At 49.6% G+C, this 23,548-nt stretch carries 20 protein-coding genes; all 20 read right to left on the reverse strand.

All coding sequences use genetic code 11. The features are described from left to right. Positions 1 to 143: 143 nt before the first annotated feature. Positions 144 to 563 carry a hypothetical protein gene (locus DXB83_RS03405; RefSeq protein ID WP_022462857.1) on the reverse strand — a complete coding sequence of 140 codons (420 nt, stop codon included), beginning with the start codon at positions 561 to 563 and terminating at the stop codon, positions 144 to 146. Positions 564 to 784: 221 nt separating this feature from the next. Continuing rightward, positions 785 to 1,870 carry a D-alanyl-D-alanine carboxypeptidase family protein gene (locus DXB83_RS03410; protein WP_242991096.1) on the reverse strand — a complete coding sequence of 362 codons (1,086 nt, stop codon included), beginning with the start codon at positions 1,868 to 1,870 and terminating at the stop codon, positions 785 to 787. After that, a complete protein-coding gene (mgsA, locus tag DXB83_RS03415; RefSeq protein WP_022462855.1) occupies positions 1,845 to 2,249 on the reverse strand; it encodes a methylglyoxal synthase in 405 nt (134 codons plus the stop codon). The genes DXB83_RS03410 and mgsA overlap by 26 nt, the downstream gene beginning before the upstream one ends. Then, a complete protein-coding gene (locus DXB83_RS03420) occupies positions 2,224 to 3,420 on the reverse strand; it encodes an FtsW/RodA/SpoVE family cell cycle protein (RefSeq protein ID WP_022462854.1) in 1,197 nt (398 codons plus the stop codon). The genes mgsA and DXB83_RS03420 overlap by 26 nt, the downstream gene beginning before the upstream one ends. Then, positions 3,404 to 3,664: a cell division topological specificity factor MinE gene (locus DXB83_RS03425; RefSeq protein ID WP_022462853.1), complete on the reverse strand. Its 261-nt coding sequence runs from the start codon at positions 3,662 to 3,664 to the stop codon at positions 3,404 to 3,406. Before DXB83_RS03425 ends, DXB83_RS03420 begins: the two co-directional genes overlap by 17 nt. Before the next feature lie 12 nt (positions 3,665 to 3,676). Next, on the reverse strand, positions 3,677 to 4,456 hold the full coding sequence (gene minD / locus DXB83_RS03430) for a septum site-determining protein MinD (protein WP_022462852.1): 780 nt from the start codon (positions 4,454 to 4,456) through the stop codon (positions 3,677 to 3,679). Between the two features lie 129 nt (positions 4,457 to 4,585). Then, entirely contained in the window at positions 4,586 to 7,570 is a 2,985-nt protein-coding gene (locus tag DXB83_RS03435; protein ID WP_117508925.1) for a penicillin-binding transpeptidase domain-containing protein, read from the reverse strand. Continuing rightward, on the reverse strand, positions 7,555 to 8,082 hold the full coding sequence (mreD, locus tag DXB83_RS03440; protein ID WP_022462850.1) for a rod shape-determining protein MreD: 528 nt from the start codon (positions 8,080 to 8,082) through the stop codon (positions 7,555 to 7,557). The genes DXB83_RS03435 and mreD overlap by 16 nt, the downstream gene beginning before the upstream one ends. Next, positions 8,083 to 8,934, reverse strand: a complete 852-nt coding sequence (gene mreC / locus DXB83_RS03445; RefSeq protein WP_055228139.1) for a rod shape-determining protein MreC — start codon at positions 8,932 to 8,934, stop codon at positions 8,083 to 8,085. It lies immediately after the preceding gene. A 21-nt stretch (positions 8,935 to 8,955) separates the two neighbouring features. Then, complete coding sequence (locus DXB83_RS03450) at positions 8,956 to 9,969, reverse strand: rod shape-determining protein (protein WP_055217830.1); 1,014 nt, start codon at positions 9,967 to 9,969, stop codon at positions 8,956 to 8,958. Positions 9,970 to 10,025: 56 nt separating this feature from the next. Continuing rightward, positions 10,026 to 10,715 (reverse strand): RadC family protein, encoded by a 690-nt coding sequence (gene radC / locus DXB83_RS03455; protein WP_022462847.1) that lies wholly within the window; start codon positions 10,713 to 10,715, stop codon positions 10,026 to 10,028. Positions 10,716 to 10,809: 94 nt separating this feature from the next. Then, entirely contained in the window at positions 10,810 to 12,423 is a 1,614-nt protein-coding gene (locus tag DXB83_RS03460) for an NAD(P)/FAD-dependent oxidoreductase (protein ID WP_117508924.1), read from the reverse strand. Further along, positions 12,420 to 13,607 carry an NAD(P)/FAD-dependent oxidoreductase gene (locus tag DXB83_RS03465; protein ID WP_173813255.1) on the reverse strand — a complete coding sequence of 396 codons (1,188 nt, stop codon included), beginning with the start codon at positions 13,605 to 13,607 and terminating at the stop codon, positions 12,420 to 12,422. The genes DXB83_RS03460 and DXB83_RS03465 overlap by 4 nt, the downstream gene beginning before the upstream one ends. Further along, positions 13,607 to 14,893 (reverse strand): methionine gamma-lyase family protein, encoded by a 1,287-nt coding sequence (locus tag DXB83_RS03470; protein WP_055228136.1) that lies wholly within the window; start codon positions 14,891 to 14,893, stop codon positions 13,607 to 13,609. The genes DXB83_RS03465 and DXB83_RS03470 overlap by 1 nt, the downstream gene beginning before the upstream one ends. Further along, positions 14,887 to 15,864, reverse strand: coding sequence for a tRNA (adenosine(37)-N6)-dimethylallyltransferase MiaA (gene miaA / locus DXB83_RS03475; RefSeq protein WP_117509148.1), 978 nt, complete (start codon positions 15,862 to 15,864; stop codon positions 14,887 to 14,889). The genes DXB83_RS03470 and miaA overlap by 7 nt, the downstream gene beginning before the upstream one ends. A gap of 9 nt (positions 15,865 to 15,873) precedes the next feature. Next, entirely contained in the window at positions 15,874 to 17,904 is a 2,031-nt protein-coding gene (mutL, locus tag DXB83_RS03480; RefSeq protein ID WP_117508923.1) for a DNA mismatch repair endonuclease MutL, read from the reverse strand. 55 nt (positions 17,905 to 17,959) lie between these two features. Beyond that, positions 17,960 to 20,596 (reverse strand): DNA mismatch repair protein MutS, encoded by a 2,637-nt coding sequence (gene mutS / locus DXB83_RS03485; RefSeq protein WP_117509147.1) that lies wholly within the window; start codon positions 20,594 to 20,596, stop codon positions 17,960 to 17,962. Positions 20,597 to 20,876: 280 nt separating this feature from the next. After that, positions 20,877 to 21,644, reverse strand: coding sequence for a hypothetical protein (locus tag DXB83_RS03490; RefSeq protein ID WP_117508922.1), 768 nt, complete (start codon positions 21,642 to 21,644; stop codon positions 20,877 to 20,879). 18 nt (positions 21,645 to 21,662) lie between these two features. Beyond that, positions 21,663 to 22,328, reverse strand: a complete 666-nt coding sequence (locus DXB83_RS03495; RefSeq protein WP_055228134.1) for a hypothetical protein — start codon at positions 22,326 to 22,328, stop codon at positions 21,663 to 21,665. A gap of 22 nt (positions 22,329 to 22,350) precedes the next feature. Then, positions 22,351 to 23,448, reverse strand: a complete 1,098-nt coding sequence (locus DXB83_RS03500) for a hypothetical protein (protein WP_117508921.1) — start codon at positions 23,446 to 23,448, stop codon at positions 22,351 to 22,353. Positions 23,449 to 23,548: the final 100 nt, after the last annotated feature.

Raw genomic sequence — 23,548 nt, forward strand, 5'->3', positions numbered from 1 at the left:
TTCTCGAATGCCGGCGGCTGTTCTTTTTCTGCTTAGACAAAATGTATGCTCCTTTTATTGTTTAATCCATGCGCTAAAAGGACGGTGCCGTAAGCGCCGTCCTTTGGTTTTGTCGCTATGCAATTATTATAATACAGTTTCGGTTACAGTGCAACGATAATCTTATCCTGCATGCCTTCCGGAAGCTCTTCCTTATCCATGGAGACACTTAATACGAAGGTAATGTTATACTGCTTGCCAATGCCTTCCAGCTGTTCAACACAATCTGTGATGTCCTCTCCTTCCAGTTTTGCTACTTTCAGGAAGCTGTCGAGATAAACGCTTGCGAGATCGTGGTCCTGAGAAACGATACCGCAGATAAATCCGATAAATTCATCACTGTTTTTCAGAGGATAGTCGGTTGCGGAAATCAGACGTACTTTGTTGTTTAATTCAAACATGTGCTTTGTGCTCTTGTCAATATACACGATATTTCCGTTTGCGGTTTTTACCTCTGCATTTACTTTGTCTAACAGCTGTTTTGTTTTGCCTTTTCCCTTCTTGCCTACAATTAATTGAACCATAGCAGTTTCCTCCTTAGATTAGAATAAGATATTTTCACCAAAAACCTTTAAGTTCATGGTTTAATTATAGTACAATTCACCAACGTTTTCAATGGTAAAATGAAAAAATTCTGAAAAATCTTCTAATTCGCAGGGAAAGGAGCTCTGTTTTTCTAAACGGATACGACAATCTCCCGGATAGGCAGAAAAAACGCCGTCCGGGGGATTGCAAAAAGATTACGTCAGGAGTTGATATTGGAAAGAAGAGTGTTCATGTCCTCGTACAGTTCCACTTTTGTTGATGCATGAAGAATGACAGAGATAAACGGTTCTCCGTATGCATTCTGGGATACCAGTGCCAGGCAGGAACCGGCCTCATCGGTCGTTCCGGTTTTTCCGCCGAGCACCGTCACATTTTCCGGTGCGTTTTTCTCTCCGGTCAGATATTTGTCCGTGGAGCTTAAATAGATCGTTCCCGCCGTACCGTCCGCATGCGTTATGTTCAGCGTGTAGGAAGACATTGACATCGTATTCTGGAATTCCGTATGCTGATAGGCAGCATACAGCATCAGATAAACATCATATGCAGTAGTGTAATGATTCTCATCGTGAAGACCGTGCGGGTTTGCAAAATGCGTACCGGTCATGGCAAGGGAAGCTGCCTTATCATTCATCATCTGAACGAAATTCTCTACACTTCCGCCTACCTGGCGGGCAATCGCCATAGCAGCATCGTTGGCAGAATAAATCAACAATGCATGGAAAAGCTGATCCATCGTTACCGTATCGCCCACGGCCAGTCCACTCATCTGGGATCCATCTTCCAGCGCAAGATCCTCTTCCGTGATCGTTACCTGCGTATCCGGCTGGTTGTATTCCATGGCAAGGAGAGCCGTCATGATCTTCGTGATGCTGGCTGGGTAGACCTGATCATACATATTCTGCGCGAACAATACTTTTTTGTGATCCAGATCAAACAGTCCGGCCTTTACCTGTGAAGAAAACGAGATATCATTCAGCGGTACGCTCGTCTCACCGACACAGAGATCGGCAGAGAGCGTTTCAGCCTGAAACCGTTTTTCTGCCGAAAGCGGATCGGAGGCGAGCACCATACTTCGCGCAAACGGCTCTGTAATGTCCATCTGGCGGTCCTGACGGTACAGTTTCACACCGATCAGAACCGCAATAACAGCAACACAGACACCCGCGCCGATGATCAGGCGGTTTAAAATATGTTCGGTTTTTTCCGGAGCAGTCCCGTTTTTCTCCGTTACAGGCAGTTTCTGTTCTTTTTCTGTAGTATTAGTCGTTTCTCCGGTAGATTTCACGCCAGTCCATTTCTCCTCTGTCTAATGATTTGATCAGCATTTCTGCCGTTGCAAGATTGGTGGCAAGCGGAATGCTGTGTACGTCGCAGAGACGGATAATCCGATGGACATCCGGCTCATGCTGTTTCGGCTGTTCCGGATCCCGCAGGAAAATCACAAGATCCAGATCATTCTGTTCAATCTGAGAACCCATCTGCTGAACGCCTCCAACGTGTCCAGCCAGATATTTGCGGACGTTAAGTCCGGTTGCCTCTTCTACCAGACGGCCGGAAGTTCCGGTTGCGTAAAGAGTATGCTTGGCAAGTACCGAGCGGTAGGCGATACACAAGTTCTGAAGCAGCGTTTTTTTTGCATCATGCGCGATCAATCCGATGTTCATTGATGGTTTTCCTCCTTAGTAATTCATAGTTTCTGGTTACAAAATCCCGGTTCTGCAGTCCGACATTCAGGACAAGCCCCATTCCGATGTAAAGTGTTACAAGGGAGGTCAGTCCATAGCTGACGAACGGAAGCGGTGTACCGGTGTTCGGCAGGATTCCGGTTGCAACACTGATATTCAGAAAGCTCTGAAAGGCAATGAGTCCTGCCATACCGCAGCAGATCAACGTTCCTGACAGATCTTTTGCTTTCCGGGAAGTCCGGATGCATTCGACGAGAATCAGGAACAGGAGCAGGATGATTCCGCAGCATCCAAAGAAACCAAGTTCCTCTCCTGCCACTGCAAAAATAAAGTCATTATGGTTCTGGGAAACGAAATTTCCCTTATTTGCGGAAGAAACTTTATTGTTGTTGAGTCCTTTTCCGGTCAGCTTTCCGGAACCGATGGCTGTAATGGAATTCTGCTGCTGGAGACGGCCGTCGGCGTTGTCGGCATCATCGCTTAACCAGTCCTGAATTCGCCCAAGCTGATAACCAATCGTCTTGTCAAGAGCCGCCGGAAGCTGGAAATTCACCTGCGTAATGACAAGCAGAAGCGCAAGTACCAGTGCTGAACCGGAAACCAGAACAACGGCGATAACTTTGTAGCTTAAGCCCGCCACATACATCATAAAGCAGAACAGAACCATGACCGTAATCGTATTTTTCAAATCCGGCTGACGGTAAATCATAACGAGCGGCGGAATCAGAAGCCCGATCGCGGTAAAAATGGTTTTCGCCGTATTCAGATCTTCTTCATGCTTCATCAGAAACATCGCAAAAAACATGATCAGAAAGATTTTTGACAGCTCGGTCGGCTGAAACTGAAAGCTTCCGATCTGAATCCAACGGGTCGCACCAAACGTGTTTTTTGCGGTAGAACCGCCGAGATAAAGAACGCCAAGCATCATCAGATTTCCGATGTAAAGAACCCAGTAAAAATTCAGAAGCCAGCTATAGTCAAGCAAAGAGACAATAATCATGATGACTACGCCCAATACGACTCCGATGGCCTGTTTTTTCTGGTCTGCACTGTCTGCACTTCCGATCAGAAGCACACCAATAATGCTGATGGCAATCAGAAGAATGACCAGCCGGAAATTATAATTTTTCAGCTTATATCGTCTTAACATGATACTCCTCGTTTCTTTTCAATGGTATTTTCGCTGTCAGTATGACAGGGGTTGTTTGTGTAATGGTGACGGAAATTTCATCCGCCTCAACGGTAAGGTATTTTCCTGCAGCAGCAGAAAGATCATTTTTCAGCATCTGAAGCGATGCCGGAGAACAGTTCAGACGTTCTGCCATTAAAAGATTGGACAGACGTTCTTTTGCAACGAGGCCGGAGTGCGGCTTTCTGCCTGAAAATAAACCCATACCAGTTCCCTCCTATCGCCCGAATACGCGGCGGAAAAATCCCTTTTTGCTGTCAAGATCCAAGTATGGAACACTCTCCCCGAGGATCCTGTGGCTGATATTCGTAAAGGCTTCTCCTGCCTTGGAACCGCTTCCAGCGATCGCTTCGCCCTGGTTGGTGGCGATTACTACCTGCTCATCATCGGGCAGAATGCCGAGCAGCGGAACAGCAAGAATTTCCTGTACATCATCCACCGACATCATTTCACCGCGTTTTACCATATCCGGCCGGATACGATTGATGACAAGAGAGATATCCCTCAGATCCTGCGCCTCCAGAAGGCCGATGATGCGGTCCGCGTCCCGGATGGCCGAAACCTCCGGCGTAGTCACAACAATTGCCTTATTGGCACCGGCAACTGCATTTGCAAATCCCTGCTCAATGCCTGCCGGACAGTCAAGAAGAACAAAATCAAAGCTCTGTTTTAATTCATCGCAGAGTTTTTTCATCTGCTCGGGCGTTACGCTTGTCTTGTCCCTCGTCTGGGCAGACGGGAGAAGGTAGAGCTGCTCGTACCGTTTGTCGCGGATTAGCGCCTGCTTCATCCGGCAGTTGCCCTCCACAACATCCACAAGATTGTAGACAATCCGGTTTTCAAGGCCGAGCACGACATCCAGGTTTCGAAGACCGATGTCGGTATCTACCATCACAACTTTCTTTCCAAGCTGTGCCAGCCCGATTCCGATATTTGCTGCGGTTGTCGTCTTTCCGACGCCGCCTTTTCCTGATGTAATTACAATGACTTCACTCATCTGGAACCTCCTTGTTGAAAACTGTTCTGCATTTTCATGCCGCAGGATGCGTCCAAACCTTTGTTTAAAAACGCATCCTTTCTCTTTTGCAGCTTTCTTCCCAGGCTTCGTTTCTGCCGGAAAAATTCCTTAGTCTGCTCTCACGCTTGCAACACCGTTGGAGTTTGCCTGACCGGACAGAATATCGTCTGAGAGGCCATAGTAATAATCTAAGATATCCTTAGCTACCAACTCTGCGTTCATAGAAGAATATCCAAACGGAATGCGGACGGCAAGAGCAATATCGTCTCTGCTCTCATAGTGAGAGAAGCCGATAAACAGTCCATGGTTTGCACGTGTACGGTCTTCCTGCGCGGTACCGGTTTTTCCGGAAAGCTCTACCGGCCAGGATTCCGGGAAAATGGTCGCATTGGATACGCTGATTACTTTTCGCATGCCTTCGTGTACCAGATCCCAGATGTTGGAATCAACATCCATTTCTGAATTTACCGTCGGGCCGAAATCTGCGCCCATATCGATGTCATTGCCATCCGAATCCGTTGCTTTCTGCAGAAGGGAAAGATTATAAACCGTACCGGAATTTGCAATCGTTGTGACATAGCGTGCAAGCTGTGTCGTCGTATAGTTGTTGGTACCCTGACCAATCGAGGAAGGGATCGGGAGGGAATCGGTTACATTCGGATCGGTTTCCGAAATTTCGATTCCAGTCTTTTCATCCAGCTTAAACATATCGGCATATTTCTGGATCATTTCCAGAGAGCGCTTCTGTTTAAAGGTGCCGTTCTCATCGAGTCCCAGACGATATCCAATCGTACAGAAGAACACGTTGCAGGAGTTCTGGATGGCACCGACAATGTTCAGATCTCCGTGGCCGCTCAACTGATGGCAGTGGACATAGTCAGATTCGTTGACAAGTCCTTCCCCGAACAGACCGTTGCAGTTGATGGTACTGGTCGGAGTAATTATGCCTTCGCTTAATCCGGCAACCGCCATCAGCGGTTTAAAGGTGGAACCAGGAGCCGTCTTCTGCTGGGTTGCTTTGTTGTACAGCGGGCTGGATTCATCGGTATTCAATTTTGCCCAGTATGCGGTATCCATCTGGTTTGCCAGGCGGTTGTTGTCGTAGCCAGGATAGGAAACACAGGCTAAAATAGCACCGGTATTCGGGTCCGTAATGACAGCAGAACCGGAACACGGATCGAGTGCAAGCTGTGCCGGGGTGATTTCCAGTTTGGCGATTTTATCGGACAGAAGCTGGAACGGTGTCATATTTCCTGCAACATAAGCGGCATAATCGTCATCCTCTTTCGTCAGAAGGTTCTGATCATACATCAGATTGCAGATATCATAGCCATCGAGCATATCCTGCAGCAGCATATAGTGATACATCTTTTTTGCAAATGTTGTATTGTTTGCCAGACGGTCCAGAATAACCTCCGTCAGCTTCTGATAAACCTCCTGAGAATCCAGGTAGGCATCATCCTGCGTCAGTGCTGAGACATCAATCCAGTTCTGGCTTGCCGCATACGTCAGATAATCACGAAGAGAAATCGTTCCGTCATTCCATGCCTGATAGGTGGCGTCTTTCTCATCAATTGCTGTTGAAGAAAGAATACCCATCGTACTGGAAAGCAGCTTATCCACGATGAAGGTCTCATATTCCTGCATTTCATCGCTGAGGTCGTTGTAAACGGTTGCTGTTTCAACGGTCAGTTCCTGCGTAATCTCGGCAAGCACCTGCTGGAGCTTCTGCTGGAACAGTGCATAGATCCGCTGCTCACGCTCCGTGGCATCCGCCGCCGAGAAATGGGAAATATCAATCGTGCTGTTTTCGATCAGTGCATTGTATACATCATAAATTGGAATCGGAACGGCATCCGTATTGGCAAGTGTTGAGATATCAACAGATTTTACATCACTCAGATACTGTTTCAGAATGCCGGCAATTCTCTGTTCCAGAATTTTATATACCGCAATCTGCAGGTCATAATCAATCGAAAGATAGACGTTATTTCCCTGTTTTGGCTCAACCAGGGATCCTTCTACCGTTTCCAGCTCTTTTCCGACGTTATTAACGATAATCTCTTCTGATCCGTCGGTTCCCTGAAGGATTGTCTCCATATACTGTTCCAGACCAGATTTTCCGACGATGGATTCCGTGGAATACGTTTCTTCTTTTCCCTGGCTCTTCAGCTCTTCATTCAGTTCTGTCAGCTCGTCTGAGGACGCCTGGCCCGTATAACCGATCAGAGAGGAAAAATACTTTCCGTCATAATATACACGCTCGGAATCTTCCGAAATGCTGACACCCTGCAGAACATCTTCATTCTCTGCAATCGATGCAGTTGTATTGCTGCTGACGCCGGAAGCAACTGTCACGCGGACATACTTCTGATAATTCGTCTGTTTCATCTTATAGCGGATCACCAGAATTTCCAGACGCTCCTGATTGGAAAGAGAAAGGACCGCATTTCCGGATTCGTCTGTCTGGTATGGAAGACCATACTCTTCAAAATCTTTGGCAGAATATGCGTATTTTTCATCGTCAGAATAGGCATCCAGGCCAAAGCCGTCCGGTCCGGCAAGAAATGTCATCAGCGTTTCGGCACTGGAACTCTTCTGTTCTGCCGTCATATCGTCGATTTTCTTCTGTCCATAAATGTCTGCACGGAAACGGTCGCGGGTCGTTCCCTCTTCACCTGTAAAAACAAACGCACCGTTCTCATCCACTTCAATCGGGAAGGTGCTGGTGTCAATCGAGTCTCCGTTTGCACGAATCAGCTTACAGAGACGATAGAGTTCTGCGTTCAGAGAGAGAATACGTTCTTTTGTCGTGTTGTACGTTCCGTTATCCTCGATGGTTACGGAGTAGGAAACCTTATTTCCAGCGATCAGTTTTCCGTTCCGGTCATAAATATTTCCTCTTGTACTATCAAGGGTTCTGGTTTTTGTGATTTGCAGTTCAAAATTATCCGCATACTCTTCTCCATGCACCACCTGCAGGATAAAAAGTCTTCCGATCAGGACGGCAAACATAGCAAGGAAAACCACACCAAGCAATAGGGTGCGGTTTTCACCGAGTCTGCGGAAAAGTTTTCTTATCTTCTTAGCCATGGCGACTGTTGTCCTTCCATTTCATTTTCGGTCAGTTTACGGTTGATGATAAATAAAAGCCGGTAAAGCAGAATGGAGAGCACTACCGTGTATACCATTTCCGGCAGAATAATATGCGCCAGATAATCGAAAAAGTGCAGGCGCACGCGCAGCAGGAACTGCAGCACATACATCAGCAGACTGTAGACAAGATCGCTGGCAGCGACCAGTACAATGTGTACCTTAATATCATCGTCATAGAAGACTTTGCAGAAAAAGCCATTCAGATAACCGATATACATGTAGAGCAGTGCGTAAAATCCAAACAGGCTGCCGTAGAACAGATCAATCATCAGACCGCTGAAAAATCCGACCATCAGTCCCTCTTTTTTTCCGCGCATCAGCCCAAAGGCGGACGTCAGAATCAGAAGAAGGTTCGGCGTTACGGACGCGATCTGAAAATACTGAAATACAGTTGTCTGTAACAGGAAAGCTGCCAGAATCAGAAAGGCAAGCGTGATTTTTCTGCGCATTTACTCTCCTCCCTGCTGTTTTAATTCTTTGATCACGAGAACTTCCTGAATATGTTGAAAATCCACAACAGGAATGATGTATCCCTTTTTCGTCAGGTGATTGGAGTCCTCGGTGATTTCACTGACATAGCCGATCAGAATACCGCGGAGGTATTTATCACTGATGTTCGATGTCACAATCTTTTCGCCCTCAGCTACCGTGTCGGTTGTATTCAGCTGGGAAAAGGCAAGCTTTCCGTCGCTGATCAGGCGCAGATCACCCGATACAATACACGTATCTGAGGTAGATGCTGTCATGGCGCTCACGGAACTGGAGTCATCAATGATAGAGCGGACAGTAGCGGAATTGGAACTTACCTCCTCAACAAGTCCAACAAGGCCGCCGTCTGCAATAACGTTCATATCTTTCTGAATCCCGTCATTTGATCCTTTGTTGATGACAAAGGTATCATACCAGTTGCCCGGATCCTTTGAGATGACCTGTGCTGCTACTTTTTCATATTCCGAGTAGGACTGGTCCAGCTGATACAGCTCCTGAAGACGCTGCAGCTCCTGCTGCTCCTGTACAAGCTGATTGTTTTCCTCAGTCAGATCCGTGACCTTCTGTTCAAGCTCCTCTTTCTCGGCAGACAGTTTTTTGACGTTCTGGAAACCGGTCAGACAGTCTGTCAAATACGCACCGATCTGGTTAATTCCGTTCTGAAACGGGATGATCACAAAGCCTGCGGCTTCCCGGATCGGCGTGACCGGCATTTTGTCTGCTGCACTGCCTAAAATGCCGGAGAGACACAGGAACGTCATGATGAAAAGTAAATGTTTGCTTTTTAGCTGAAATTTTTTCTTCTTATTCATAGCGGGTCCTTTTTGATAGATTTACTTCTTTTTATTTACCGTGTAAGCCCAGCGATGCAGCGCATCGTGCGTGATCAGTTCCTTGAGCCCACAGATGGTACAGAGGTCATAATACTGGGAAAGCTGCACCGGACAGCCGAGCTGTCTCGAAAGATAGCGGTCAATGTTCGGAATCCTTGTGCTTCCGCCGGTGATGTAAATACCCTCTTTCTGGATATGATCGTGGATCTGCGGCGGTGTACGCTCCAGCGCATGCTTGATTTCCTCGCCGATCTCATTAACACCGGAAAGGAGTGCTTCGTTTACGAGGGAAGAAGTAATGATCCCTTCCATTGGAAGACCGGATGCACCATCTACGCCGCGCACCTTCCGCGCCTCTTTTTTGTCTGTTCCAAGATCCGCCAGCGCAATCTTGACACGTTTGGCTGTTTTGGAGCCAATCTGGAAATTGTTTTTGCGGCGGTTCAGATTGCATATCGATTCGTTGAACTGTTTTCCGCCTACCGGGATGATTCTGGAAAAAATAACCCTCGCGTTGGCGATAACAGAAATCTCTGTGCTCTGCGCTCCGATGTTGACAATCATGGAACCCTTCGTGCGGTTGATCGGAATGCCAAGTGCCAGCGCATCCGCGATTGGTTTATCCACAAGATACATGCGGCAGTTTTTTAAGGCTCCCTTATGTGCAATCGTATAATAAGAACGCCGTTCAATCTCTGTCATATCGCAGGGAACTGAAAAATACAGCTCCGGGCGGTATCCCATGTGGCGCGTACAGCGATGGAGAAGCGTGTGCAAAACGGCTTCTACCATCAATACATTCGCAATGCGTCCGTTGCTCATGGGGGTAATTACCTCGATATTGGAAGGCGTTCTCTCGTGCATTTCATATGCGTAATTTCCAACGGCAATCACCTGTTCGCGGTTGCGTATGGCAATCATATTTTTTTCTTTTGTGATTGTGTCTTTCTTCAGGTCATAGATTTTGACGGTACTGGTGCCAAGGTCTATGCCGTATACATTTCGAATCTGCATCGTGCTCCTTTAACTTGTTCCCTTCCTTTGGGCATTTCTGCCTCGGATTTTCGGGATCAGATTCCCTGTTCCAGCATACTGGTATAACAGTGATCCCCGATAATAATGTGATCCAGCAGGGTAATGCCGAGCATTTCGCCCGCCCGCCGGATCTGCCGTGTCACGGTAATATCGTCACCGCTTGGTTCCGGGATTCCGCTTGGATGGTTGTGAACCAGCAGAATATGAACCGCACGGAACTGCAGTGCCGCAAGAAAAAGCTCCCGCGGCGAAATCATCGTCGCATTGACCGTTCCTCTTGTGATTTCCTTTTCTCCGAGAAGCTGATTTTTTGTGTCCAGCATCATGCAGAGAAGAACCTCCTGATCCTCGTGGCGGAGACGTTCCATGTAATAATCCGCAATGGAAGCCGGATCATGAAAGCAGAGACCTTTTCTTGCTCCGGCCGCGGCCATTCGTTTGGAAAGCTCACCGATGCACTGGAGCTGGATCGCTTTTACTTCCCCGACTCCGCGGATCTGCAGAAGTTCCTGTCTTGTACAGTGATAGAGTCCTAACAGGCCCTCCTCTTTTCCGGGAAGGGAAAGAATTTCTCTTGCGAGCTCCAGGGATGTTTTTCCCCTTGCCCCACATCGTAAAATGACAGCCAGAAGCTCCGCGTCGGAAAGGCTTTCCGGGCCGTTTTCCAGGCATTTTTCATATGGCTGTTCCATCGTCGGCAGGTTTCGTAATCCATTTTTTCTCATGTATTCCTCCCACCACTCTTCCGGGAATTTTCATGGAATACATTGGTTTGAATCACCCATCATTCTAGCACAACTTTCCGCAGATGTATAGGAATTATGAAAAATTCATATATTTTTTTGCAATTTCCTCTGCCGTTTTTAATCCGTCCATGGCTGCGGAAGTGATGCCTCCCGCATAGCCTGCGCCCTCTCCGCACGGGTAAAGACCGGTAAGCGACGGACTTTCGAGCGTTTCATTTCTTACAATGCGGACCGGTGACGAGGTACGCGCTTCCACGCCGGAAAGAACGGCGTCCGGACGGGAAAAGCCGTGGATTTTCCGCTCAGATGCACGAATGCCTTCCACAAGGGAGTCTCCGATAAACGTCGGAAGAACTTCCCGCAGATTGGCGAAAGTCCATTCTCCGCAGATGGAAGGGGTTACCTCTCCAAGTGCTGTAGAAACTCTGTTTTCACAGAAATCACCAAAAAGCTGCACCGGAACTTTGCCTTTTCCGGCTTCCCACGCAGCGTGTTCAAGCGCTCTCTGGAATGCCACACCATCGAGTACGTCCGGCGTTCCCTCTACATGGTACGGGCGGTAGTCTTCCGGTGTTACGGTGACAATCATAGCGCTGTTCGCATTTTTACCTTCCCGGTCAGAATAACTCATACCGTTGACGCAGGTGCGTTCCGCTTCCGAGGATGCGTTGACAACATAGCCGCCGGGACACATGCAGAATGAGTACACACCTCTTCCGTTTTCACACTGATTGGTGAGCTTATACGGTGCTGCCCCAAGGAAATCCGGTGCCTCCGGTCCGTACTGATCCTCCGTGATCATCTTCTGCGGATGCTCAATGCGGACGCCGACAGCGAAGGATTTTGCTTCCATGGAGATCTTATTTTCGCAGAGTTTAAAGAAGGTATCGCGTGCAGAGTGGCCGATCGCAAGGACTGCAGTCTCCGCGGCAATCTTCTCGGTTTCATTGACGGTTACAGAAGTGAGTCTGCCGTTTTCAATCCCAAAGTCCGTCACTTTTGCTCCGAAACGGACTTCTCCGCCCCATGCCTCGATCTTTTTCCGCATTGTTGTCACAATTCCGATGAGCTGATCGGTGCCAAGGTGCGGTTTCTGATCGTACAGAATTTCTTCCGGTGCCCCGCATTCCGTGAAGATCCGGAGTACCTCACGGTTTCTGCCGGATGGATCCTTCACCGAAGTGTTTAATTTTCCATCCGAAAACGTACCGGCGCCGCCCTCTCCGAACTGTACGTTCGATTCCGGGTTCAGAACGCCGGTTTTCCAGAACGCATCGACACTTTTCTTTCTCTGTTCTGCAGATTCGCCGCGCTCCAGAACGAGCGGACGGTAGCCATGCTTTGCGAGAACATAGGCACAAAAAAGTCCTGCCGGACCGCTTCCGATAATAACCGGCCGGTGAACAAGAGTCTGTTCTCCAGATTTTGGGAACACATGTGGCTTTTTCTCCGCTTTTACGATCTGGTTATTTTTCGCCTTCCGCAGTACGGCATTCTCATCTTTTACTTTTACATCAAGCTGATAAACGTATTTTAATTCGGATTTCTTTCTGGCATCAATTGAGCGGCGTAAGAGCTCAATTTCCTGCAGATCGTGTTTTCCGATTTTCAGTGTTTTTCTTATTTTCTGTTCCAGTTCCTCCTGTGTGTGGGTGACTGGAAGCTTTAATTGCTGTATCCGAATCATGCATGTTCTCCTGCTGCAGCTCTTCCGGCTGCACTTCCGCTGGACCAGGCCCACTGGAGATTGTAGCCGCCGCAGACGCCGTCGACGTCCAGGGCTTCTCCCGCAAAGAAAATACCAGGGTGCTGTACCGATTCCAGAGAATCCGTAAGCTGGTCGAGCGTGATGCCGCCCGCACACACCTGGGCTTTTCCAAAGTCGGTCTGGCCGGTGATCTGTAAACGATATGATTTGATGGCGCCTGCCATTTCTTCCGGAGTCTTTTTCTTTCCGATCAGAACCGGAATGAGTTTTTCTGGAAGAAGACCGATCAGAAGCTCTTTTGGCGCTTTATACGGGCAGATTTCCTGCCGTCTGACAAGTTCTGCAGTAAGCTCCGATTCCGTCAGTTCCGGAAAGAAGTCTACGAGAAGTTCAACGCGTTTTTTCTGCATGCAGGCGCGCACAGCGAACCGGGAAATCTGGAATACCGGGATGCCGGAGACACCGTAGTCGGTAAGCTGCAGCTCTCCCTGTTCCGTCAGAATCTCCTGATTTTCAACCAGAAGCGTAATCTTCGCGCGCACCCGAACACCCGCCCAGGAGGAAAACTGGTTTCCTTTGCAGCGGAGCGGGCAGAGGGCCGGGAAAAACGGAATCGAAGCGAGCTGAAGCTGATCGGCAAATCGAAGTGTATCTCCGTCGGAACCGGCGATCTGGGAAGCACAGCTTCCGCAGCAGATGATGACGCTGTCAGCCGGGTACTGCCATCCTTCGGTGCGCACCAGATAACCATTTTCGGCTTTTTCCACTGCAACAGCCGTTTCCCGTGTCTTGATTTTTACCTTTCGGAATCTGGCTTCCAAAATCAGCAGCTCAAGAACGGACTGTGCCTGCTCGCTGGCCGGATAAAGCCAGCCTTCACGGCTCCGGATGCGGATGCCGAGCTGTTCAAAAAACTGTTCGGTGTCCTGTTCGGTAAACTGTTCGAGAACCCGTGATGCACGCTCCTGATTTCCCGTGCGGTAGCACGATGCATCCTGATAACGATTGGTAAAATTACACCGTCCGTTTCCGGTCGCAAGAAGCTTTCTGCCCGGTTTATCGTTCTTTTCCAGAACGGTGACCGCGGCACCGAGACGTGAGGCCCAAATTGCCGCCATCAGTCCGCTCGCGCCGCCGCCGATAATTACCACATTTTTTGCCATTATAATGTCACCATACCGGCATCGACGAGTTTCTGAAGACTCATCAGAATACCGAATTTTGCGTGCTGCCACGTAAGCCCACCCTGAAAATAGACAGCGTACGGCGGTTTGATCGGGCCATCGGCAGAAAGTTCAATGGAAGAGCCCTGCACGAAAGCGCCAGCTGCCATGATAACTGGGCTGTCGTAACCTGGCATATCCCAAGGTTCCGGGGAAACGAAGCTGTCGACCGGGGCAGCTGCCTGGATACCCTGGCAGAATGCGATGACGCCTTCCGGTTTTCCAAAGGTTACCGCCTGAATGATGTCGTGACGGCTCTCGGTTCCGTTTGGAACAACGGCAAATCCCAGTTTCTCATAAACATTTGCAGCAAAGACAGCACCTTTTAATGCCGCTGCGGTAACGGTCGGTGCCAGGAAGAATCCCTGGTAGAAGGAACCGTTCACACCGAGTGTTGCGCCAACCTCTTTTCCAAGTCCCGGGGAGAGCAGACGGTATGCTGCATTTTCCACGTACTTTTTCTTTCCAACAATGTAACCGCCGGCCGGAGCCAGTCCGCCGCCCGGGTTTTTGATCAGGGATCCGACCATCAGATCTGCACCGACATTGGTCGGTTCGATCGTCTCCACGAACTCGCCGTAGCAGTTATCGACCATACAGATGACATCTGGTTTGATATTTTTAATAAATGCAATCAGTTCACCGATGCGGGTAACAGAAAGCGTCGGTCTGGTCTGATATCCTTTCGACCTCTGAATCGTCACCATCTTTGTCTTTTTGTTGATGGCATTTTTGATTCCTTCGTAATCGAAAGAGCCGTCCTCTTTTAAATCTACCTGGCGGTAAGTTACGCCATATTCCGCAAGAGATCCGACGGACGGGCGGATGCCGATCACTTCCTCAAGGGTGTCGTACGGTTTTCCAACAGGAGAAAGCAGTTCGTCGCCCGGGCGGAGATTTCCGGAAAGCGCCGTTGCAAGCGCATGGGTTCCGCAGGCGATCTGCGGGCGTACCAGTGCATCCTCAGTGCCGAAGCACGTTGCATAGACCTGCTCCAGCGTATCACGTCCCAGGTCATTGTATCCGTATCCTGTGGTTCCATATAAGCATGCCTCGCTGACCTTGCTTGCCTGCATGGCGTGGATGACCTTTAACTGGTTGTATTCTGCGATTTCATCAATTTTTGCAAAACGCTCTTTTAATTCTTCCTCAATTTTCGTTCCAAATGCGAAAACCTCTTTGGAAATGCCAAGTGTGCTGTACATAGCAGCTTTTTCTGTCAACATGATTGTTCTCCTTCTTCCTTTGCATCGGCCGAAACGATTTCGTTCCAGCGATCCAGCATATATGATAATATTTTTTCTTCGTCGTAGTCAAAATCCGGCTTGTTCAGCCAGATCACATCCTTTTCCCGTCGGAACCAGGTCAGCTGCCGTTTGGCAAAATGACGGGTGTCCCGCTTGATGATATAGACGGCCTCCTCCAGCGTGCATTCGCCCGCAAGATACGGGAACAGTTCTTTGTAGCCCAGTCCCTGCATGGAGACAAGATCTCTTGTGTATCCCATTTCTTTCAAACGGAAAACTTCATCAACCAGTCCGTCGCAGATCATCTGATCGACGCGCCTGTCAATGCGGTCATACAGAATCGAACGTTCGTCGTTCAGCACAAAATAAGCAGAACAGTACGGAGATTCCTTCTGCTTCTGCTCCTCGTTGTGCTCCGAAATCTTCTGTCCTGTCTCGTGATAATATTCCAGCGCCCGGATTACACGTTTTACATTATTCGGGTGAATCGTCTCCGCGGAAGCAGGATCAACCTCGGAAAGTTCCCGGTACAGTTCTGCCGCGCCTTCCTCCGTTGCTGCTTTTTCTTCCAGCTGTTTCCGGATCGGCAGTTCACCGTGCGATTCCGTAAAATCAACTTCTTTTAAAAGCGCCTGGATATAAAAGCCGGTGCCGCCCGTCACGATCGGAATCTGTCCGGCGGCGTATATTTTTTCCATCGCTTCATGCGCCAGTTCCACAAACTTCACGACGTGAAACTCTTCGGAAGGATCGAGCACATCGATCAGATAATGCGGAACGCCGCACATCTCCTCCGGGCGGATTTTGGCAGATCCGATATCCATATGGCGGTAGACCTGCATGGAATCCGCGGAGATAATGGCCCCATTCACCGCTTGGGCAAGCGAAATCGACAGCTTCGTCTTACCGACAGCGGTCGGACCGGTCAGGATAATCAAAGGTTTTTTCAAAAAAATCACCTACACAATTCTCTTAAATTTCTTTTCCAGTTCCCGTTTCGAGAGGGAAATGATCGTCGGCCGGCCGTGCGGGCAGTGATACGGATCTTCGAGCGTCAAAAGCTCGGCAATGAGCTGCTCCGCCTCTGCATAGGAAAGATGATTGTTGCCCTTTACGGCGGCCTTGCACGACATCGTCGCCAGACGGTCTTTTAAAATCTCCAGCGGCTTTTCGCGGACCTCCTCAAGATTGTCGAGAATCTCGATAAACAGCTCCTCCGTCGCAATACCGTACAGGTTGTGCGGCACGGCGTTGATCGCATAGTCTTTTCCGCCGAACGGGGAAATTTCGTAGCCGAAGGACTGGAAAACGTCCATGTAACGGGTCACAAGATCTGCTTCCTGCGGCGTTAAGGAGACGATCAGCGGAGGACTCACCATCTGGGAGGTGACGTTCTTTTCCCGGTAATTTTTCATCATCCGCTCGAACAGTACCTTTTCGTGCGCGGCATGCTGATCGATGATGTAGAGATTCTCGCCGTACTGAATCAGCCAGTACGTATCGAAAACCTGGCCGATGATGCGGTGCGATTTCTCTGCCTCCGGGGTAAGAAACTGCTCATCAAAGAGCTGCATCTGGCCTTCTGGCTCAGGCGAAGCAGATGCAGATGAGGATTCTTCCGGCATGGAAGATACCGTTGGAGCTGCATCTGGCTCCTGCTGATGCTGTATTGCGTCCGCGTTTGAGAGGTCTGCCGTCTTTGGCACGTTTCCTGCACCCGGCTCAAACAGTTCTTCCTCTTCCCGCGTCATTCCCGTCATCTGCTGAACCGGCACATACGTTTTCGCTGCGCGGTATCCATTTCGTTCCACCTCCGGGAAAATTGGCATTCTTCTGCTCTGGCTGGAAACCGGCTCCACCGGAAGGGACTGCCGTGCAAAGCCTTCTTTTACCTGCCGTTTCTGCTCGAACGGTTCCGGAACAACAATCTGTTCTTTCCGTGCCGCTTTTTCCTCTGCTTTCCGTTCCCTGTCGGAAGAAAGCGAAACATTCACAATCTGCTCCCTGTGATTCAGCGCACCTGAGATCATATCGCGCATCTGACGGTAAATCTCCTCCTGATGAGAAAAACGAAGTTCCATCTTCGTCGGATGCACATTGACATCCACCGCCTCTCCATCCATCTGGACATAGAACAGCGTAAACGGATATTTATGCTGCATCATCGATGTTTGATATCCGTCCTCAATCGCACGGGCGAGCAGCTTGCTCCGCACATACCGTCCATTCACGTAATAATTTTCAAAATTCCGGTTTCCCCTCGAGATCACCGGTTTTCCGATAAAGCCGTCGATCGTCATCAGCGGGCTTTCCGAGTGAATCTCGATCAGCTCCCGCGCAATGTCGCGGCCGTAAATATTATAGACCAGTTCTTTTAAATTCCGGTTGCCGCTCGTATGGAGCTTCACCTGTGAATTCACCATATATTTAAACGAAATCCCCGGATGCGACAGCGCAAGCTGCTCCACAACGGAAGTCACCGCATTCGCCTCCGTAACCGGCGTTTTTAAGAATTTCTGACGAGCCGGCGTGTTGTAAAAAAGATTCCGGACCAGAAAGGTTGTTCCGGTCGGGGCACCGACCTCCTCATTGGCCTTCTCCGCGCCGCCCTCAATCACATACCGCGTTCCCGTCAGCGCATCCGGCGTTTTCGTAATCATCTCGATCTGCGCAACCGCCGAGATACTCGAGAGCGCCTCGCCGCGGAAGCCAAGAGATGCAATCTGCACGAGTTCTTCCACGGAACGGATCTTGCTCGTCGCGTGGCGCAGAAAAGCGAGCGGCACCTGTTCGGCCGGAATGCCGCTTCCATTGTCCGTGATCCGCACCAGCGAGATACCGCCGTCGCGGATTTCCACGGTGATCGCCGTCGCACCGGCGTCCATTGCATTTTCCACCAGCTCCTTTACCACGGAAGCCGGCCGTTCCACGACCTCACCGGCCGCAATTTTATCGATCGTATTCTGATCCAGTACTGCTATGGTAGCCATGTTGTTCCTTTCTGTTTCGGATTGATTCTAACTTATGTTCTGATCCAGTATTCCCCTATTTCCAGCGGTTTTTCACCTTTCCCTGGAAACGGTACAGGGTATTTAAAGCATCCATCGGTGTCATATTCGAGATATCAAGCTCCGAGAGCTCTTTGATGATATCATCGTCCTGCACCGTATCGAACAGCGACATCTGTGCCATATCGACCTCGTCGTAGTGAACCGGCTTTGCCTTCGGTTTCTTCTGCATGGTCAGATCCTTGACCGCAGCAGTGATATCGGCATCGCTCAGCTGCTCCACCAGCTCCTGCGCCCGGGAGAGCACTGACTCCGGCACTCCCGCAAGACGCGCTACCTGGATACCGTAGCTCTTATCTGCGCCGCCCTGTACAATTTTACGCAGGAATACGATATCGTCGCCCTTTTCCTTGACGGCAATACAGTAGTTGTGCACGCCCGGAAGCTTTCCTTCAAGCTCAGTCAGCTCATGGTAATGCGTAGCGAACAGTGTCTTTGCGCCGAGCAGCTTCGGATTCGCCACATGCTCAATCACCGCCCAGGCGATCGAAAGACCGTCGAACGTACTCGTTCCTCTTCCGATCTCATCGAGAATCAGCAGACTGTTCGAGGTTGCATTCCGAAGAATATTCGCCACCTCCGTCATCTCAACCATAAACGTACTCTGGCCGCTTGCCAGGTCATCGGATGCGCCGACACGGGTAAAGATCCGGTCCACAATACCGATGTTTGCCTTCGAAGCCGGAACAAACGAACCGATCTGTGCCATCAGCACAATGAGGGCCGTCTGGCGCATATACGTCGATTTACCGGCCATGTTCGGTCCGGTGATGACGGAAACGCGGTGGTCACCGTTGTCAAGCAGGGTATCGTTTGCGATAAACATATCGTTTGGAATCATCTTCTCGACCACTGGGTGACGGCCATCCTTGATATCAATCTTTCCTCGGCTGTTCAGCTTCGGACGCACATAGTGATTGTGCTCGGCAACGTAGGAAAGTGATGCATACACATCGAGCCGTGCCAGAGCCTGCGCCGTGCGCTGAATCCGCTCCGCCTCACCGGCAACCGTATCGCGCACCGTACAGAAAAGATCATATTCCAGAGCGTACAGCTTGTCCTCTGCGCCAAGAATCGTATCTTCCAACTCCTTCAGACGCGGTGTGATGTAGCGCTCGGCGTTCGTCAGCGTCTGTTTTCTGGTATAGTAATCCGGTACAAGGTCTTTAAACGAGTTCGTAACTTCCAGATAATAGCCAAATACCTTGTTGTACTTGACCTTCATGTTTTTGATACCGGTTTTCTCCCGCTCACTCGCCTCAAGTTCACTCAGCCACTGCTTTCCTTCTGTCTTTGCATGGCGGTAATTATCGACCATCTCGTTGTAGCCGTCTTTGATCATACCGCCGTCGCGCATCAGATACGGTGGATCATCCACGATTGCCGCATCGACAAGCTGATAGAGGTCTTCCAGCGGGTCGAGATCCTCCTGAATCTGCGCCAAAGCGCCGCCGTCAAACGAGTTTAAGAGCTGCTTGATGTAAGGCAGCATCTGCAGCGACGATTTAAAGGCGATCAGGTCACGCGGATTCGCGGACTGGTAGCTGATTCTTCCGACGAGACGCTCAAGGTCATAAACCGGACGGAGGTATTCACGGATTTCCTCGCGGAGCATCGCCTGCCCCGTTAGAGCCTCTACAGCATCGAGTCTTGCATTGATTTCATCCTCGTCGATCAATGGCTGCTCCACGTAGCTTCGCAGAAGACGCGCGCCCATCGCCGTGCGGGTTTTGTCGAGAACCCAGAGGAGGGAGCCGCGTTTCTGCTTCTCCCGCAGCGTTTCCACCAGTTCCAGATTCCGGCGGCTGGAGCTGTCGATCAGCATATATTTGTCCGTCACATACGGTGTAATCGAGTTCATGTGAGACAGATCCGATTTCTGTGTCTCGTGCAGATACTGGAACAGCGCACCGGCTGCAATTGTTCCGCAGTTGTAATCGGCGATGCCAAGGCCTTCCATCGTAGCAGCATGGAACTGTTCCTGCAGCGTACGGCGGCAGATATCATCGTCGAAATACCAGTCTTCCAATGCATTCACGCAGATATGAAGGCGGGTCCGGAGATCCTCCACATCGATCCCGCAGAGCAGGAACGACTGATTGCAGATGATTTCCGCCGGCATAAACTTCGTGATCTCATCCACAAGGCGGCGAGGCTTGTCCATTTCCGTGACGAGGCACTGGCCGGTGGAGATATCTGCCGTAGAGATACCGAAGCATCCCTCCATGCAGACGATCGACATGATGTAGTTGTTCTTCGTCTCATCAAGTCCCTGCGGGATCAGCGTCGTACCCGGTGTGACAACGCGGATGACTTCGCGCTTTACCATGCCCTTTGCCTGCTTTGGGTCCTCCATCTGCTCGCAGATCGCAACCTTATGGCCGTTCTCTACAAGACGGTTGATATACCCTTCTGCAGCGTGATACGGGATACCGCACATCGGAGCGCGCTCCTCCATGCCGCAGTCCTTTCCGGTCAGCGTAAGCTCAAGTTCTTTGGATACCAGGGTGGCATCTTCGAAGAACATTTCGTAGAAATCACCTAAGCGGTAAAACAAAATGGTATTAGCCGGGTCAGTCAAGCCCGTCTTCGTCTGGCAATAATGTACCATCATAGGCGAAAGCTTCTCACACTGATCCAGCGCATCCTGTGCTGTCACAGGCCGCGTGGACATCAGTGCCGGCGCTTTTACCGCTGTGTTTTTTGTTTCTGTATCGTTCATTTGTATTTCATACCTTTTCTCAAGAATAAATATAAGAAGTATAACAAACGTCATACCTGCACAATTTTAGCATGAAACCAGAAATTGTGCAAGATTCACAAGCGTATAAAATGCCCCCTTCCTGTCAGTGGTTTTTTCTCAAAACCAGCCGTCCAGGAAGCGAGCATTCCCTTTAATTTTTCTTTTTTTGTCTCCATTTTGAGAAAGACGAACCAATCAACAGGATCAGCACAAAAACAACGGCAACCGTTTCATAAATCTGCACGCCGGTGTTGACAGGATTGTCGTCAATTGAGCGGTAATCGCGCTCCAGACGCCACAGCATCGCCATCCGGTCCATGAAATCAATCTGCCGCGTGCCGTCCGTCTCGGTCTTAAAGACGGCACAGTAAAGATTCGTGTACCACTGGTCAAGAAGACTGACCCCTGATCGCCCGATCTTTCCGCTGCCGATCTCCTCGTCATTTTCATCATACAGAATCCTGCCGCTTCTCGAACTCTGGTAATCGAGCGGCGTTTCATCTACATCAAGGAAAATCAGTCTTGTATCTTTTCCATAGGAGGTATCCACATACTGCTCCTGCGCATAGCCAAGACACGTACCGGATGCGTCGTAATAGCCGTACGTCGTGCCGGAGCCTTCTCTGTCATTGATGGGCTCATCCTCCACATAGTCAATCGAAAACCACTCCTCCTCGTTGATATAGACCGTATTCTTCTGAAGATAGCCCGCCACTTTTCCGTCTGCCACAATCTTCGTCTTTCGTTTACTTCCATACAGGTCAAAGTAGATTTCTATGGTTTCTGCCGATGTAAGCGCCTCTTTTGCCTCATCCGCAGTTGCAAACTCAGATTCCGGCACTCTTTCTTTTCCGCAGCCGCCAAGCACCAGAGCGGCGGCAAGAAAAAGACCAGCGGCTGTATATATTCTCTTTTTCAACTGCCTTTTTCCTCCGCCTTACTTGTTATCTTTGTAATACTCATTTGCCTCATCGTACATCATATCGAGCAAGGCGTATTTATCCTGGAAATCCATCACCTGCGTACCGTTATCCTCCAGGTTCACATAGAGATTGCACTGTGAACCGGACCAGTCCATCTCTTTTTTCGCAGAACCGATCACCGTTCCGCCCTCTGTATAAATGGTATGTCCATCCTCTGATGCGTAATATGGTTTTTCGTTCAGATCTGCATCGAGAAAAATAATGTAATACGCTTCCGGCATCTGATCCGGTGTCGTCACGCGCTCCTGTGCATAGCCAAGCAGGTTGTTGTCCGGATCATAGAATGCATAGGTAGTAGCGGATTTTGTCATCTTATTGATTTCTTCGTCCGTCACAATTTTCATATGGAACCATTCTTCGCCGGAAATAGAGATCGTCCAGGTCTGATCAAAGAGACCGCTGTTTTTCATATACGCGGCAGCCTTTTCATCCGCATAAATGTTTCCCGAAGCGTCAACGTTATCCAGATCACAGCGCATGCGGACGGACGAAGCCGATGCAAGGGCTTCTTTTGCCACATCCGCGTTTTCATACCCTAACTTTTCTTCTGCCGCCGAGCAGCCGCACAGAAGCAGAAGTCCTGCTGTAAAACCCAAAAACAATTTTGTCGTTTTTCTCATAGATTCCCCTCTCTTTCTTTTGTCAGGACCGATTGGAAAGACCGCCGTCTTTGTCGCGTGCCAGTTCTCTTGCCGCCATCACAGCGAGTGCGGTCAGCTGCGGCAGATATTTTGCATCGTAGACAATCAGAAACGCATTGTCGAACATGATGTTTCCGACGGTAAGATCCATATTGTCGACGATGGCGCCGATCATAGTTCCGTTCAGTTTTACCGAGTAATTGTGGCCGATGGAGCCGGCGTATTCCCGGAGTTCCAGTTTTCCCTCCGGCAGTTCCATCGAGAACTGATCCCGTACGAGTGCAAACTGCTTTTTCAACACACCATACGGCTCGCCGTACAGATAAAAACGGTACGTCGGCAGCGCGTGGAGCAGTTCCTTCGTCATACGGAAGATTTCGGTGTGCATCGCATCGTAGATATAAAATGTTTTCAGCGGCACGGTGCTGTCGATCTCGTAAACCAGGTTTCCGTCTGTATCCTCCAGATCGAAATGCTGGCCCGTCAGGCGGTAATCCTCCGTGAAAGTGTAAATCTGGGACGCCGAAATCTTCTGAAACGGCTGTACCGTTCCAGTTTTGACGAAATGCTCCAGATTCGCTTTTAATTCGCTCTGGAACATCATCAGATCGGAATGGTAGCTTAGATGGTCTGCGAGGTTCTCTGCAACATCTTCATGAATCGGATACACGGGTGTGGTGAGTTTCTTTTTGATAAAGCCTTCGATGAAGGAATATCCCAAATAACCGACATGACCGTCTTTGGTCAGCCAGAAGTAGAGATATTCTCCCTTGGCGTCCGGTCCGAAAACGAGTGCTTTCTGCCGCATCGTGTAGAATTTTGCAAGCCATGCAGAACCGAACGGTGTATCGACGTTCTTGTAAGCCTCATAAAATTCTTCGATTTTCCGCGGCTTCTCCATGGAGATCATGGCAATCATATCCGTCATGGAATTGTAGTTCTCCGGGGTTGCCATGGACCAGATGGCAATGCCGAAAATCAGGACAACCGTGGCGATGGTGAGTGTGATCGTCTCTCCGTAGCCGACCGCCATCAGATAGATGCCCAGCAGCGTGACAGCGCCGCCTGCGATGCGGAATTTCCATTTTCTCTTTTTCAACTGAATACCGCCTCCTCTCTTTTCGTTACTTTTATTGTACTTGCTCCCCTTTTTTGTGTCAATTGAAACTCGCTCCTCCGCTCTATTTTGTTCTGCCTGG

The organism is Blautia sp. OM06-15AC, from assembly GCF_003481425.1.
GTDB lineage: Bacteria > Bacillota > Clostridia > Lachnospirales > Lachnospiraceae > Fusicatenibacter > Fusicatenibacter saccharivorans.

Coding starts and splice junctions, on each gene's coding strand:
- DXB83_RS03405 (WP_022462857.1), bottom strand. CDS start 563: ATGGTTCAATTAATTGTAGGCAAGAAGGGAAAAGGCAAAACAAAACAG.
- mgsA (WP_022462855.1), bottom strand. CDS start 2,249: ATGAACATCGGATTGATCGCGCATGATGCAAAAAAAACGCTGCTTCAG.
- DXB83_RS03420 (WP_022462854.1), bottom strand. CDS start 3,420: ATGTTAAGACGATATAAGCTGAAAAATTATAATTTCCGGCTGGTCATT.
- DXB83_RS03425 (WP_022462853.1), bottom strand. CDS start 3,664: ATGGGTTTATTTTCAGGCAGAAAGCCGCACTCCGGCCTCGTTGCAAAA.
- minD (WP_022462852.1), bottom strand. CDS start 4,456: ATGAGTGAAGTCATTGTAATTACATCAGGAAAAGGCGGCGTCGGAAAG.
- DXB83_RS03435 (WP_117508925.1), bottom strand. CDS start 7,570: ATGGCTAAGAAGATAAGAAAACTTTTCCGCAGACTCGGTGAAAACCGC.
- mreD (WP_022462850.1), bottom strand. CDS start 8,082: ATGCGCAGAAAAATCACGCTTGCCTTTCTGATTCTGGCAGCTTTCCTG.
- mreC (WP_055228139.1), bottom strand. CDS start 8,934: ATGAATAAGAAGAAAAAATTTCAGCTAAAAAGCAAACATTTACTTTTC.
- DXB83_RS03450 (WP_055217830.1), bottom strand. CDS start 9,969: ATGCAGATTCGAAATGTATACGGCATAGACCTTGGCACCAGTACCGTC.
- radC (WP_022462847.1), bottom strand. CDS start 10,715: ATGAGAAAAAATGGATTACGAAACCTGCCGACGATGGAACAGCCATAT.
- DXB83_RS03460 (WP_117508924.1), bottom strand. CDS start 12,423: ATGATTCGGATACAGCAATTAAAGCTTCCAGTCACCCACACACAGGAG.
- DXB83_RS03465 (WP_173813255.1), bottom strand. CDS start 13,607: ATGGCAAAAAATGTGGTAATTATCGGCGGCGGCGCGAGCGGACTGATG.
- DXB83_RS03470 (WP_055228136.1), bottom strand. CDS start 14,893: ATGTTGACAGAAAAAGCTGCTATGTACAGCACACTTGGCATTTCCAAA.
- mutL (WP_117508923.1), bottom strand. CDS start 17,904: ATGGCTACCATAGCAGTACTGGATCAGAATACGATCGATAAAATTGCG.
- mutS (WP_117509147.1), bottom strand. CDS start 20,596: ATGATGGTACATTATTGCCAGACGAAGACGGGCTTGACTGACCCGGCT.
- DXB83_RS03495 (WP_055228134.1), bottom strand. CDS start 22,328: ATGAGAAAAACGACAAAATTGTTTTTGGGTTTTACAGCAGGACTTCTG.